The organism is Bacillus sp. 17RED48 (genome assembly GCF_019837545.1).
In the GTDB taxonomy this organism is placed as follows: domain Bacteria; phylum Bacillota; class Bacilli; order Bacillales; family Bacillaceae_G; genus Bacillus_A; species Bacillus_A wiedmannii.
Genome location: NZ_JADAXG010000002.1, coordinates 344,755 through 361,510, shown reverse-complemented (window position 1 = coordinate 361,510; position 16,756 = coordinate 344,755). Strand labels below are relative to the sequence as shown.

The 16,756-nt window shown below is 37.2% G+C and carries 2 protein-coding genes; one reads left to right on the top strand and one right to left on the bottom strand.

Annotated elements, in window-relative coordinates; genetic code table 11:
• Window positions 1-31: 31 nt before the first annotated feature.
• The gene (locus tag ILT06_RS08460; RefSeq protein WP_222655013.1) at window positions 32-1,579 is read left to right on the top strand and encodes a glycoside hydrolase family protein; all 1,548 of its coding nucleotides are present in this window, start codon (window positions 32-34) and stop codon (window positions 1,577-1,579) included.
• 111 nt (window positions 1,580-1,690) lie between these two features.
• Here the strand turns inward: ILT06_RS08460 and ILT06_RS08455 are convergent, their stop codons facing one another.
• On the bottom strand, window positions 1,691-16,723 hold the full coding sequence (locus ILT06_RS08455) for a DUF7507 domain-containing protein (RefSeq protein ID WP_222655012.1): 15,033 nt from the start codon (window positions 16,721-16,723) through the stop codon (window positions 1,691-1,693).
• Between the last annotated feature and the right edge of the window lie 33 nt (window positions 16,724-16,756).

Here is a 16,756-nt window from a genome sequence, read left to right as displayed (position 1 = left end):
TGAAAAAGGTAATATGAGGAGTGAATTTATTTTGTCAGAATATATTTCTTCCCAAGAAGATTGTGTACCAGAAAATAGCGTTCATATTAATTGTTTTGGAGCAGTTCCGAATTCAGGGAATGATAGCTCATTAGCAATTCAGCAAGCTATAAATTATTGTGTAGCGAACCGAATTTCGACGGTTAGAATTACAGGGATAAATACGTACAAAATTGTAAAGCCGATTGTTATTAAATCAAATGTAAGGTTAGAGCTAGATCCTACTGTTACGTTGCAAATTGATGGAGATTTTAATGCGTTTGAACTGCAACAAAATGCATCTATTACGGGTGGTACAGTTCAAGTTATAAATCCAGTGTTTCAATCTACTGTTATTTATGTTTCCGGTTCACAACAAATAGAAGTTCCTAATCACTCTCTTATATCAAATATAAATATAGTAAATGCAACGTCGTCATATAAAGGTAAGGCTATACACTTTTATTGTCAAAAAGCATGGGATTATATTAGTTTCTTTCAAGTTAACTTTATTCAAATTAAAAACTTTCAAACTGCAATACATTTGAAGACAGAATATATAGATGATATAAATACACCTTGCTGGATTAACGCAAATGTATTTCAATCTATATTTATTGATGGATGTCAGTATGGGATAGAAGTTGATGGAAACAGTGATTTACCAAATGAAAGTTCAGGAAATACGTTTCATGATATTCAAGTACAATGTAGACAGCAAACGAAAAAAGTCATTCGTTGTACGGGTGCCTATAATACATTTGATTGTATGATTTGGGATACGTACCGGATGAGTAGTGAACAGATTGTCATTGAATTTTCTTCTAATTCGCATCGTAACTACCTTTTTTCGAATTTACTTTCCACAACTATTGTAGATAAAGGACAATACAATGTTTGTAAGTCTACCTATGAAGAATCTCTTCGGATTCAGTTGCCGATTACGTTAAATAAACCACATTTAATAGGGAACCAAGATGATATATTAGTAAATGCTCCACAGAAGTATACTGTTAAGCAAGTAAGTGGGAAATTACCTTACGGGGGGAATCTCGCAAATTGCTTTAATTTAATAGATGAACAAAGTGTAAACTATATCGATGTTCCAGATAGTAATCCAGTTGTGATTGAGCTAGATTTTACGAAAAATCCAATCAAAATGTTGAATTGTTTTGGCATGTATTTTGGATGGGGAGAGAGTCCGAAGAAAATTAAAATCGAATATGCATTAAGTGCAACTGGAAATTGGGTTGTTGCATCGGATGTTCCATTAAATGTAGGCGATACAATTATATCGAATATGAAGGCGAGTCAACTATATAAAGTAAGAATTACATTGAGTGGTTATTCTCAAGACCAAAAGCGTTTTCGGATTAATCGTATGTTTGCAAGATCGTCGATGGAAAATGGGAATGCTTGGTTAGCGACAACTGGCGGAAGAATGTTTGGAGATATTGAAATAGAAGCAAGTAAAGGTATCATTATGAAGACTGCTAGTGGAGCGAAATGGAAAGTAACGATTAATGAGGCTGGCCAGCTTATTACGACTAAAATAACTTGAGATGATGATTGGTTGTAAATGCTTGGACGAGTTATTAGGTAGTACGATAAAGGGAATAAAAAAGAGATTGTAATTTGGGTTCAACCAAACTACAATCTCTTTTTGTTTAAATTAACGCCACCAAATCCAAGTCCAAAAGTAATTTCGTATATTTCGAGGGGTAATGCGTATAAAATGTTCGCCGTCAAAGAAACAATTGAAATTTGGAAGTGTTTCATCAGGATTTTTTGGAATAAAGTTGACGGTGTTTTCGTTGCTTGTAACGGTTACTGTAATTGGTGGGTCGGTAGGTGAGACTTGAAGTTGTAACGAAATATCCGCCGTGTTTTTAAATTCATTATTAACAGGTGGACTTATCACTTGTACTGTGAATAACACGCTAATTGTTTCGTTTGGTTCCAAATTAGTAGCGACTAGGAAACCGATATTCGGATTCGCTAGTGGAGAGCGTTCGCCGTTAATAAAGACAGTGCCGTTCATGAATTGTAAACCTAGTGGAATGGTATCTTGTAATGAAACATTTGAAAGTGAAATATCAGAAGTATTTGTAATACGCACCGTATAATCAAAATATTGGTTTAAATAAGCTGAGTTGACGGAAGCGTTTTTTACTACTGTTGCAGTTATAAATTGAACTAGTATGCGTACAATGTTTGAATTAACAATGAAAGTAATAATCGGGTCTTGTGGTGTCAATTGGAAAGCTGCTGTAACTGTTGCGGAATTGACAATTGTATTGTTTGAAGGAATAGAAGTGACGAGAACTTTAAATGTTATCGTTGATACTCCATCTGCAGGTAAAGCGCCGATATTAATACCAGTGTCTGGACGAACATTTGGAACCGGAGTACCGTTAATTGTTACGCTGTTTTCTATAAATGTTGTACCAGCTGGAATGATATCTAGGACAGAAGTACTGATTGTAGGAATTGGTGAATGATTTATTACTTCCAATGTGAAAGTTATGGTCTCTCCTGTTGTTACGATAGATTTATCAGCTGTCTTTTCAATGCGAACCATCGGATCAACTACTGTTGTTGTAACGGTATTTGTTTGCTTTGTAATTGTAATAGGCGGTTCATTCGGATCAATGGTAACAGTATAGGAAATAGAAGCATCGTTATTGATTGCAGATTGAAGAGTTGAAGAAGAGATTGTTACTTGGAAAGTAATGATAGCAGCTTCATTAGGAACAAGATTTCCTAATGTAATACCATTTTCAGGATTTGCATTAGGTTGATTGATTCCGTTAATCGTAACGCTGCCCGTAACGAAGGCTGTATCTACTGGTACGGTGTCTATGGCAAGAAGGTCTTCAATCGTAACATTACCGCTATTTGTAATCGTAATTATATACGTTAAAGTTTGACCAGGTAATGCATTCGTTACATCAACAGACTTAATAGCAAAGACATTATCATTTTGGACAGTCGTTGTGACGGTATTGGTTGTAGTTGCATTCGTAACAGGTACGTTATTTGGGTTGACTATATAGTTAAAGGTAGTAATTGCGTTGTTGTTGAGTTCATTTGGTGTTGGGATAGAAGTCACAGACACTTGGAATGAAGCGATAGCATTTCCGCCAACAGTTATGGTACCAATTGGTATACCACTTACTGGATTAACTCCCGGAAGAGTTTCTCCGTTTACAATGACGCTATTTTCTATAAACGTAGTACCTTGAGGAATAATATCTTGAATGACTACATCATTTGCTGCAACATTACCAGTTTGATTGAGTGTAATCGTATACGTTAACGTGTCACCGACTGTTGCAAATGCTAGGTCAACAGTTTTATTACTATTCAAAGTCGCATGATTAATTGTTGTTACGGCAGCTGATGAAATAATAGTTTCGGTAATAGGTGGTCGATCTGGTAACGTGTATTGGTATTCAATTGTACTCGTGTTAGAGATTGGATTTGTTTGCGGAATTGAAGTAACCCGTACTTGGAATAGAATAGTTGCTGTCGTATTAGACGGAATGTTATCAAGTTGTATCCCGTTAAGTGGATTGTCATTTGGACGAGCGGTGCCATTCACAATAACACTATTCTCTATAAAGCTCGTATTTGCTGGGATGATATCTGTAACGATAATGTTTTCTACTTGTATATTCCCACTGTTTGTGATGGAAATGGTGTAAGGGATAATCGTTTGTAGGTCAGCATATTGGATAGGTGTTGTTTTTATAGCGAGTACATTAGCAGAAATAACTTCAGTGAAGGTAATATTACTAGTTGATATTTGTTCCTCGCCATTAATTGTATAACGAGAAGTTGATTGGTTTTGGATACGACTGCTAGCTGGAAGAGATACCACGGTAACGGAAAACGTGACTGGGATAGAAGTGTTAGGAGCAATCGTTCCTACAAGTATACCAGTACTTGGATCCGCGTTAAGCTGAGGGATATTATTTACTAACACACTACCGTCTATAAAGGCTGTTCCATCAGGGATATTGTCTGTAAATACAACAGAAGTAGCATCCGTATTTCCTGTATTCGTTAAAGTTGTTGTATAAGTTAAAATGTCACCAATTGCTACAGAGATCAAATCAACTGTTTTCAGTGAAACGATATCAGCGTCATTAATTTGGACGAAAGTAGTATTGGAAGTAGTAGATTTTTGAATAGGTGCAAAGTCAGGGTTGAAAATAAAATCGTAGACGATGTTTGCAGTATTAGGTGTTGGGTTTACAGCAGGTAAATTCGTAACGGAAACTTGGAACGTTATTGTTGTCGATTGATCTGCTGCGATATTAGGAATAGAAAAGCCGATATTTGGATCTGCTGCAGGAAGTACAGTGTTGTTAACTGTTACACTTCCCGGAATAAATACTGTTCCATCCTCTATAGTATCTGTAAAAAAGATGGAGTTAGTTGTAGTGGATCCGTTATTTTGAATGAGTACTGTATATTCAATGGTTTCATCAATATTAGCTAATACTGTATTAGCGGATTTTGTAGCGATAAGAATCACATCAATAAATTGTATATTTGTAGTATTGGAAGATGTCGTTTCTGAAATTGGTGGCAAGCTTGGGTCTGGCTGATACTCATAGTGGATGACGGCGATATTATTAATGTTATTTTGAGAAGGTGCAGAGACTACATTTACTTGGAATGTAACGATAATTGTATTGTTTGGAAGGATAATATCAAGGGTGATTCCGGTAATTGGATTTTCGTTAGGTCTCGGTATGCCATCTACAAGAATGCTATTTGGAACGAATGTGGTGCCAGCAGCAATTGCGTCAATTAGGAGAGTATTTGTAATAGGTACTGTACCAGCGTTTGTAACTGCGACTGTATATGTGATGATTTGACCTATGCGTGTAATAGATCTGTTAGCGGATTTAATTGCACTCACATTTGCCGTCCGCACTTCAGTATTTACTGCATTTGATAATGATCTACGCTGAATAATCGGAGAACTAGGGTCAATTTGGTATTCATACGAAGTGTCTGAAATGTTAATGACTGTGTTGCCCTCGGGTATATTTGTAAGTTGTACTTGGAATGAAATAGTGACTGTTTCATTTGGTTGTATCGTGCCGAGGGTTACTCCATTTTCAGGGTTCACACCAGGCTGAATCACGTTATTTATTGATAAGCTATCTTCAATGAATATAGTACCTTCTGGAATGTTGTCAATGAACACCGTATTGTTAGCTGGAACAGTTCCTATATTTTGTAGTGTATTTGTGTAGGTAATATGTTGCCCGATGGATACGAAAGTAACATCCGCCTGTTTAACAGAAATAATATTTGCATTTTGAAGTGATGTTGTAACAATATTAGAATTTGCAGAGCGATTCACTGGTGGAGCTGTAGGGATACTTACATATTGGTAATTTACAGATGATTGATTTACAATTTCGGTTTCAGTAGGTGGATTATTTGTTTGTACTTGAAATAGTATCGTTTTGGAACTATTTGGTGGAATCGTTCCAATTGGTATTCCGTTTTCAGGATTTGCATCAGGCTGAAGTACACCGTTAATTGTGACACTGTCTGGAACGAATGTAGTCCCAGCTGGAATAGAATCTGTAAAAGTAATATTTATTGCGTCAACATTTCCGGTATTTTTCACTTCAGAAATATAAAGTATAGTTCCGCCAATATCTACAGTGATTGGATTGGACGTTTTTGTAACTGTCAATTGTGCTTGCACGAAATTTGTAATGACAATATTACTTGTAGATGTTTCAGTAATAGGTGGTTGCCCTGGGTCTGGTTGAATTGTATATGTTGTATTAGATTGATTTGTAATCAATTGTTGTGAGAATGAATCGTTAATAAGAATTTGGAACGAAATAAGGTGAGTAGCGTTTGCTGCTAGGTTAGGCAAAGTAACACCTGCATTTGGATTTGCACCAAGTATAGCTGTTCCGTTAAGTGTAAAACTATTTTCTACGAATGTAGTCCCTTCTGGAAGCGTATCTGAAAATATGAGATTAGTAGCTGGAATATTTCCGGTATTTTCTAGCGTTATCGTATAGGTCAAAATGTCACCGGTTGTTGCTTGTTGTGCATTGACAGCTTTTAAAGAAAGAACATTCGCATCCGAAATTTGTGTGAAAGCTGGATTAGACGTAATGGTTCGAGCGATGATAGGAGCAGTTGGATCGGCGATAAAAGTATAGTCAATACGGGCTATATTAGAAATTGGATTCGCGCTTGGAATGGATTGAACGATAACTTGGAATGTGACGGTGACGATTTCTGAAGGTGCAATGGCGTTTAATGAGATCCCTACGTTTGGATCAGTACCTGGAGCTGAAACGCCATTAATGGTCACACTATCCGGAATAAATGCAGTTCCCTCTGGGACCAAATCTGTTAAAGTAACTGTATTTGCAGTTGTATTCCCGTTATTTTGAACGACTACTGTGTAAGTGATTGTACCGTCAGTAGACTGTACAAGGGAATCTGTATTTTTAATTACAGATAGCGATGCATCAACGACAGCTGTATTCACCGTATTAGATGAAGATGTTGCTGTAACTGGAGGTTGACTTGGATCGACAATATAAGTGTAACTTGTAAGTGCTTGATTTATAATTGCTCCTTGCGGTGGAATAGAATTTGCAAGAAATTGGAACGTAATCGTAGCAGAATCACCTGGTGCGATAATACCAACTGGAATACCGAGAGTTGGACTTGCATCTGGAAGTGGAATCCCGTTAAGCGTAACACTATTTGGAACAAATAATGCCCCTTCAGGAACTCCGTTAATGAGTAATACAGAATTTGCAGGGAAGTTTCCAGTATTCGTTAATGTTGCTGTATACGTAATGATATCTCCGATAGATACGATTGATCGATTTGCTTCTAAAACAGTTGTAACAGTCGCGTTATTAATTTGTGTGGAAGCACTATTAGAAGTTATTGTACCTGTAACAGGAGGAGAGGCTGGATTAACTATAAATTTGTATTGAATAGATGCAACGTTTGTAATTGGGTTCGAAGGTGGAGTGGATGTAACTATGACTTGGAAAGTAACTGTTAAGGAACTATCGGTGTTCACGGTTCCGATATTCACTCCGTTATTTGGATTTGCACCTGGAATGGTACTTCCATTTACAGTAAAACTATTTTCAACAAAAGTTGTTCCTGTTGGAATCGGATCTGAGAAATTTACATTCGTAGCGTTTGTATTGCCGCTATTTTGAATTAAAACTGTATAAGTGATCGTGTCGCCGATGTTTGCAAAGGCAGTATTAGCAGTTTTTACAGCTGAAAGTATTGCTGAATTAATAGAAGTAACGAAGACGTTCGTTTCCACATTGCCAGGCTGAGCCTGTAATGCATTTCCTACGTTATATTGGAAGTTCACAAATCCTAAGTTTTGGAGTTCAGGTGTGAACGTTGTTGGGTTGCTTGTGATTTGAACTTGGAACATGATTGTTACAGTTTGATTTGGAATGATTGTATTTATGCCAATACCGTCAATGATAGAAGTAGATGCTAATGGTGTGCCATCAACAATAACTGATCCTGTAACAAATTGTGTCCACGATGGAATCGGGTCTGAGAAAATAACGTTATTAGCAGGAATATTTCCTGTATTCGTAATCGTAGTTGTATACGTAATCGTATCACCAATCGTTGCAAAAGCTTTATCTCCGATTTTAGTAGTAGTTAAAATAGCACTTTCAATTGTTGTTGTAACACTATTTGAAGTAATGTTTTTTGAAACAGGAGGATTAGCTGGATTGACGATATGTTGGAAACTAACACTAGCTTGATTGGTAATTGGATTTATAGGCGGAATTTCATCGGCACTAATATGAAATGTTACAATGACAGATTCGTTTGGCACAATATCACCAATTGGAACGCCTGTAATTAGGTCTGCATTTTGGATGGTAGTTCCGTTAAGTGTAAAACTATTCGGTTCAAAGGAAGTTCCGTCTGGAATTAGGTCGGTAAAAATAACATTCGTCGCACTAACATTTCCGCTATTTGTAATCGTAACGGAGTAGACAATATCTTGCCCAATATCTACTGTTTCCACATTTGAATTTTTTTGTGCAGTAAGGATAGCGCTATTAACTTGTGTCGTCGTTGTATTAGATTGATTAGAAGTTGAAATGAGCGGCTGATCTGGATCAACAATATAACGGTAAGTGGTAAGAGCCGAATTAGAAATAGGATTGTTGATTGGGAGGGTTGAAACGATGGCTTGGAATGTGACGATTGATGTGTTTCCACCATTAATTGAACCGATATTTACACCAGTAGATAAATCAGCGTTTGGAATGGTTTGCCCATTAACTGTGAAACTGTTTGGAACGAAACTTAAATTGCTATCAAGTATATCGATAACGGTAACATCAGTTGCAGCCACATTCCCGGTATTAGGAAGGTTAAGTGTAAATGTTATTGTATTACCAACATCCGCAAAAGTAAGATTTGCTGTTTTTGTACTAATAATAGTTGCATTGTTTATTTGAAGAAGCGTCGTGTTAGAATTAGCTGTACTTGAAACGGGAGGATTAACAGGATCAACAGTAAACTCATACGTCGTTGATGCTGTATTTGGTACAGGATTAATAGGTGGGATGCTGTTAACCGTAACTTGAAATACGATACTATATATTTCATTAGGCGGAAGTGCTGCAAGTAATACACCTGTATTTGGATTCGCGCCAGGTTGTAAAACACCATCAACAGTTAATGTGTTAGGAACAAATGTGAGTCCGCTCGGTAATACATCTGTGAATACAATGTTGGCTGCATCTGTATTTCCTATATTCGAAATAGAAGTAGTGTAAAAAGCAGTTTGCCCGACGTCTATAAAGGATACACTCTCGTTTTTCGTCATGGATAATATAGCTTCTTTAATTTGAGTTGAAACAGGATTGCTAATTGAAGTTTCTGCATCAGGCGGTGAGACTAATTGATACGATGTTGATGAGAAATTTACAATTGGGTTTTCGGTTGGTAATGACGCCACGTTTACTTGGAATGAAGCATTTACTGTAGACCCAGCTGTTATAGGCCCAATATTTACACCGTTCGATGGGTCCGCACCACTTTGAGGAACCCCGTTAATAGAAAATGAGTTTGTAATAAATGTAGTTCCGCTCGGTATTGTATCTGAGAAAATAACATTTTGTGCGGATGAGTTTCCATTGTTTGTTAAAGTAACAGTATAGGTGAGTGTATCTCCAATACGACTAAAGGATTTATCGACTTGTTTTAATGAAAGAATGGTAGCTGTGTTAATTGTAGTGAACACTGTGTTTGAAGTAACATTTCTTGAAACAATAGGGGCATTAGGGTCAGTGATAAATGTGTAAGAAGAACTAGCGGAATTGGCAATAGGATTTTGAACAGGAGTAGAAGTAGCGGTAACTTGAAATGCTATTGCTATTGAGCTGTTAGGAGCAATTGCTCCAATTGTTATGCCTGTATTAGGATTAAGACCAATTTGCGTGATGCCATCTATTGTAACGCTATCAGTAATAAACGTTGTACCATCTGGTATAAGGTCAGTGAAAGTAATATTAGTTGCGTTTGTATTACCACTATTCGTTAAGGTTGTCGTATAGGTAATGGTATCACCTAGCGTTACAAGTGTTTGATCGACTGATTTAATCATCGTAATCATAGCATCTAATACAGGGGTTGTAACAATATTCGTTGAAGTAGAAGTAGTAGCAGGAGTTCCGTTTGGATCAACAGTATAAGAGTATAAAATCGTATCGTTACCCATAATCGAGCTTGAAGGTGGAACAGAAATAACATTTACTTGGAAAGTAACAGTTACTGTTTCACCTGGAGCGATATTTGGTATAGTTACTCCAAGTGCTGGCTGTGCACCAAGCTGTTGGATGCCATTTATTGTGACCGAATCTGGTACGAAAGTAGTGCTAGGAGGAATGGTACTTGTAAAAGTTATATTTGTAGCAGGTGTATTTCCTGTATTCGTAATTGTAGTTGTATACGTAAGTGTATCACCGACGGAAATAATAGATTTATCAACAGTTTTGGTTGTATTTAATATTGCACTATTAATTGTTGTTGAAACTGCATTAGATACATTCGTTTGTGATACGGATGGTTGGCTAGGATCGACCACATGTGCAAATTGTACAGAACTAAAATTCGAAATTGGATTTATACTCGGAATGTTTGTAACAAGTACGCTTATCGTAATAGCAACCATACTACCAGGGTTTATATTTCCAATCTGAATCCCACTAGCTGGATTCCCAATTTGTTGAGTGCCTAATTCGTTTATAAGAGTTCCAGAAATAAATGTTGTTCCGTCAGGTAACATATCAGTAAATATTACATTTTGTGATGTTACATTTCCAGGATTGCTTAATGAAATTGTATAAGAAATTGTATCTCCAATTGTTGCAAAAGTTTTATCTACAGATTTAATTGCCACAATTTCCCCAGAATTTATTTGTGTCGAAACAGGATTGGATGTCGTACTTCTTGAAACGAGTGGTAAATTAGGTCCTGTCATAAATTGATAATTAATAGAAGCACCGTTTACAACCGGTGAATTTGGCCCTCCAGGTCCGATTGTAAAAATAGGATTTGGAATACTAACTACTTGCACACTGAAGGTGACGTTTATAAAATCTCCTGCAATAATATCCCCAATTGGTATCCCATTCGCCGGATTTACTCCAGGTAATAAAACCCCACCTACTCGAACGCTATCTTCTATAAATACTGTATTATTTGGAATTGGATCTGTAAAAATGATATTCGTAGCAGTCGTGTTCCCTATATTATCTAATAAAATAGTATACGTTAAAAATGAATTTCCTGGTGCAACGTCAGAAAAGATACGGTCCACATTTTTCGTTGCTTGAATAAATGCTTCGTTAATTTGCACTAAAGTTGGATTACTTGTAGCTGTTTCTGTCACCGGTGGCTGGGTAGGATCCACAATGATAGAATATGTCGTACTGGATTGATTCAACGTAGGATTTGTAGCTGGTATTGAGCCAACGATAACTTGAAAACTAATTGTTGTCGTTCCTCCAACTGGAATGGGGTCTAAAGAAATCCCGCTCTCTGGTCTAAATCCAAGTTGTGGGATCGTATTAATTTGTACGCTATCAGGAACGAATGAAAGTTCAGGTGGTAATATATCGATAAAAACAGGTGTGTTTGCGGTAGTATTTCCGCTATTAGTGAGGGTAGTTGTATACGTAATTGTATCTCCAACAGCAGCAAATGCACTGCTTGCAGTTTTTGTTGCGATAACGGAAGCGGTATTTACTTGTGTAAAAGTTTTATTGGATTGAACTGTTCGTGAAACAGGCGGCTCATTAATATCAACAATAAAGCTATATTGAAGCGAGGATTTGTTAGGAATTGGATTAGGGTTTGGAAGAGTTATAATATTTACTTGAAAACTAAGTGTAACCGATGCATTTGAATTCAAGTTACCAATAGTGATACCGTTTTGTGGATTTGCATTTGGGATGGTTACACCATTTATTTTAAAGCTATTTGGGACAAAAGCGGTACCGTTTGGAATTGTATCTGTAAATACAACGTTATTAGCAGTAGTATTTCCGGTGTTTGTAACAACTGAAGTGAATGCAATTGTATCTCCAATTGTAGCAAAAATTGTACTAGCATTTTTATTTATTACTAAAGTAGCATCAACAATCGGTGTAACTGTCGTGTTTGTTACGGTACTACCAACAGCTGGTGTTTCAGTTGGATTCACTGCATATTCGTAGTTTACAAGAGCATTATTCGTTAAAGTTCCACTAGGTGGAATAGCGAGGATTTTCACTTGGAATGTAATGAAAGTAGTGCCTCCTGGTGAAATATCGTCTAAATGAATACCTAATGACGGGTCTAATCCAGGTTGGGAAACGTTATTTATTGTAACGGAATTTGGGATGAAGGATGCGCCTGGTCCAAGTCCATCTGTTAAAACTGTAGCACTAGCAGGGATATTTCCTGTGTTCGTAACTGCAATCGTATAGGTAACGATATCTCCAATTGCAGCAGTCGGTGTGTTCACTGATTTCGTAGCGATGATTGTAGCGTTATTAATTTGAGTTGTTATTACGTTACTTAACGCATTGGCGGATGTTGGAGGTAAGTTAGGATTTATGACATATTGGTATGCTGTATTACTTTGATTAGGTATTGGGTTCGGATTCGGGATGGAATTTACTTGCACTTGGAACGAAATTATCGTATTTGCATTCGGATTTATTGGATCAATTGCTATTCCATTCGCTGGATTTACATTAGGAAGTAGATTCCCATTTACTGTTACACTATTAGGAATAAACGATGTCCCGTTTGGAATTACATCTGTAAAAATCACGTTTGATGCAAGAGTGTTCCCGTTATTCGTTAAAGTAGTCGTATACGTAATAATATCATTTACGTTCGCAAACTGTTTATCAGCAGATTTTGTGGCGGTAATCGAGGCGTTATTAATAGTTGTCTGTACAGTGTTAGATACCACCATCTGCATGACAGTTGGTTTGGATGGATCGTACGTGTATTGGAATGTAGTGCCTGATTGATTCGTAATTGGATTTACAGCAGGAATAGTTGGTACAAAAACTTGGAATGAAACGGTACGTGATGAATTTGCCCCAATCGTACCGATCAAAATGCCGTTAGCAGGATTTGCATTTGCTATAGGGACACCGTTAATCGTTACAGTATTAGGAAGGAAGATGGTACCATCTGGAATGATATCTGTAAACGTTACATTAGTGGCAGGGAGATTGCCGTTATTCGTCAAAATTGTTGCATAAGTTATGACATCGCCAACATCAGCGAAATTTGTACTTGTTAGTTTCGTAGCAACAAGATTTGCGGTGTTAATTTGTGTCGTTACGATATTGCTAGTGGCATTTCTAACAACAGCAGGTAAATTTGGATCTGTGATAAAGCTATATTGTAGTGCAGCACTATTTTGAACTGGATTTGGTGAAGGTAAACTATTTGCACTAATTTGAAAAACAATGGTTGTAATTCCACCTGTGGGAATTGTCCCAACTTGAAGACCAACACTTGGATCAGCACCTAGCTGTAAAGCGCCGCCTATAAAAATACTATTTGGTACAAGAGTCGTACCAGGAGGGAGTATGTCGGTAACGACTACATTATTCGCTGGAGTATTCCCAGGGTTAGCTAAAGCAATTGTATATGTGATTGGTTGCCCAACATCAGCAATAGTTAAATCTACCTGTTTGACAATAACTACATTCGCTAAATTAATTTGTGTGCTTACAGTGTTACTTAAAGAGGTTTCTATAGTTGGTGGATCGCCTGGATTTAGAATAAAGCTATACTGTGTACTAGATGAATTTGTTGTTGGATTTTGTGTAGGTAAAGCAGTGACGGTTACTTCATAAGAAACAGTAATTTCACCGTTAGCAGGAATGGAAGGTAACGGAACACCGACGTTTGGATCAGCGTTATTTTGGAGTACACCATTAATAAGGAAAGTGTTTGGAATAAAGGTAGTACCAACTGGATTTGTATCTACGAAAGTAGGGCTATCAGCAGTAACACTTCCTGCATTCGTTAAAAGAATAGTATAAGTTAATACATCCCCAACAGTAGCAAACGCTCGATCCACTGTTTTTGCTGAAATGACATTTGCATCGTTTACTTGAGTAAATGTAGTGGTTGAAGTAGTGTTCTTACTTACAGGTGAAGCGTTTGGATCCACGATAAAGTTATAGGAAATAGAAGCGCTATTTGAAATAGGATTAGGATTTGGAATGCTAGTTATTAATACTTGGAATGAAGCTGTAATTGTAGTATTTGCATTGATGCTACCAATATTGATGCTAGCTGGTGTAGCACCTGGCTGAGCAACATTGTTAATCGTAACACTGTTTGGTACAAAGGCAGTACCATTCGCAATTGAATCGGATAGTAATACATTGTTCGCCGCAACATTTCCATCGTTTGTAAGAGAAAAGGTATAAGTTAATACATCTCCAACTTCCGCAAATGTTTTATCTACAGATTTAGTAGCTTGAAGATTTGCTAGTCTAATTGTTGATGTAACAGAATTAGAATTTGCTGTTTTTGAAGTTGGTGGCAGACTTGGATTTATACTATATAAATAAGAAACGAAAGCATTATTAATGATAGGATTTTGGGCGGTAATATTGATGACTGTTACTTGGAAAGAAAGTGTAAAAGTAGCTCCGCCAGGAATTGTGCCGATAGGTAAAGCAACGAGAGAATCTACATTTTGCAAAACTCCGTTTAATGTTACAGTACCAGGAGTCAATATCGTTCCATTTGGAAGTGGATCTGTTAGTTGCACGTTAGTTGCAGCTGTATTTCCACTGTTTGTAATGAAGATTGTATAACTTATCGTTTCGCCAATTGTGGCAAATTGTTTGTTTGTTGATTTTGTTAATGTTAAATTCGCGTTGTTAATTTGAGTGGAAACAAGATTAGAAGAGATATTTTTTGTAATTGGTGATTGGCTAGGATTGACAGTATATTGATAAGAAGCGCTTGATCCATTAGATACGACATTTGACGCGGGTATTGTGTTTACTACTACTTGAAAGGAAACATTTTTTGTTGAGCCAGTTGGGATAGATCCAATGTTCACACCGTTAGCAGGATTTGCTCCAACTTGTGTCGTTCCATCTATTGTTAAACTGTTTAGAACAAAAGTTGTTCCAGTAGGAATGACATCTGTAAAAATAACATTGTTCGCATTCGTATTACCTGTACCTGTAAAGGAAACAGTGTACGTTAGCGTATCACCAATATCTGCAAAATTTTTATCTACTGCTTTTGCCATAGTTACAGTAGCGTTATTCACTTGAGTAGATACGATATTCGTCGTATCAGTCCCGCTTACTGCAGGCTGATTTGGCACAGGAATGTATTGATATGTTGTTGTACCACTATTTAATATTGGATTTGTTTGGGGGATAGAAGGAACGAATACTTGAAATGAAATAGTAGTAGTAGAATTTGCAGCAATGGTTCCAATGGATATACCATTAGCGGGATTCGCTCCAGCTTGAATAACTCCGTTAACAGTTACACTTCCTGGAATGAAAGTAGTCCCACTAGGAATTGGATCCGTATATATAACGTTCGTTGCAGCGATATTTCCTATATTAGCTAAGGCAATACTGTAAGTTAACGTTTCACCAATGTCAGTAAAGATTTTGTTAACTGATTTTGTTCCATTAATATCTGCGAGGTTAATTTGTGTTCCTGCAGAGTTGCTTGTTGCAAGACCGTTAAAAGTCGTTCCTCCGGCAATCGGTGTATATTGAAATGTAATATTCGCAGTGTTAGAGATAGGATTTTGACTTGGAAGAGAAACGACAGTCGCTTGGAAAGCTACTGTACGAGAAGAGCCATTATTAATTGTCCCCAGAGATATACCGGCGACCGGATTTGCGTTTGTTTGTGGTACGTTATCTATCGTTACGCTTCCAGGTATAAAGGAAGTACCGTTAGGGAGAACATCTGTAAAAGTAACGTTATTTGCAGGAAGAAGCCCGGTGTTAGGAACAGTAACTGTATAGGTTAGAATATCTCCAATTGTAGCGACACTTTTATTCACGCTTTTAGTTGCTTGTATATTAGGTGAGTTTATATTGATTTGTAAACCGACTGTATTTAACATATATGCATCCCCGTTAGTAGTTAAACGAATTGAGGCAGATACTTGGGAATTTGTTAAATAAGGAGAAATATCAATGGAAGTAATGTCCCATCCTTGTCTTCCAGCGGAGATATTTGTACTTGTAGAGGCACTCTGGTTTCGCGTTCCAAATGTACCAGTTGTATCTAAGTTCCCTGCAGCATTATTAATTTGAGAACCGAAGAAATTATTAACAGCATTATTTGGCCCAGATAATGCATTTAATGAACTGAAATTTGGTCCAAATAAAGCTTGATCCCCAGTTAAATCAGCATCCCCTTCAGTAGAACTTAAAAATAATCTCCCGCTTACAGGTCCCCCGGCAGGTGTTAAAAACCCTGAGACAGATACATCTGCACTACCGGTTTCTACAGAAACGCGGTTACCAGCTACGTAAATTGTTAAATTTCTTGCGGGTAAGGAACCGTTTTGATAAGCGACAATAAGCGTCCATCCTGCAGAATTAATGGCTCCATTAGAAGCGTCTAAAGGATCTACAAGTCCAGGAACAGAACCTGTTGTATAAGATCCAGATCCAGCAGCTTGAACGAGTGACGTTACATCCGCTGATCGTGTGTAAAATCCAAATGTGACAGATCCAGAAACGAATGTTTGATTTGAAGCTGTAACAGCCGAAGGGGTAATTGAGTATGTTGACACAGGTGTTGTAAAAGAAACGGGGTTTCCTAATACACTCGTAATGTTTTGATCACGAGATAAATAGTTTCCACCCCAAACGAGTTCTGCGTAAAGAATAGTACTACCAGCAGGGATATTCAAAATAGCGGTAGAACTATTTTGTGTATAGTTTAATGTTGTACCAGCAGGAAAAGTCGTTACTTGTAAAGCAGTATTCGTAGTTACGAATGCACCAATTGCCCCGATTGTACCAGCACGGTTTTGATTACTAATTTTACTTAACCCGAGTGTATTACCTGTAATTGCGAGTGCGCCGTTAGTGGTGGTAGAAAATCGATTCGTAATGGGCATGTTGTCACCTCATTTACAATATAGTCTTGGTCA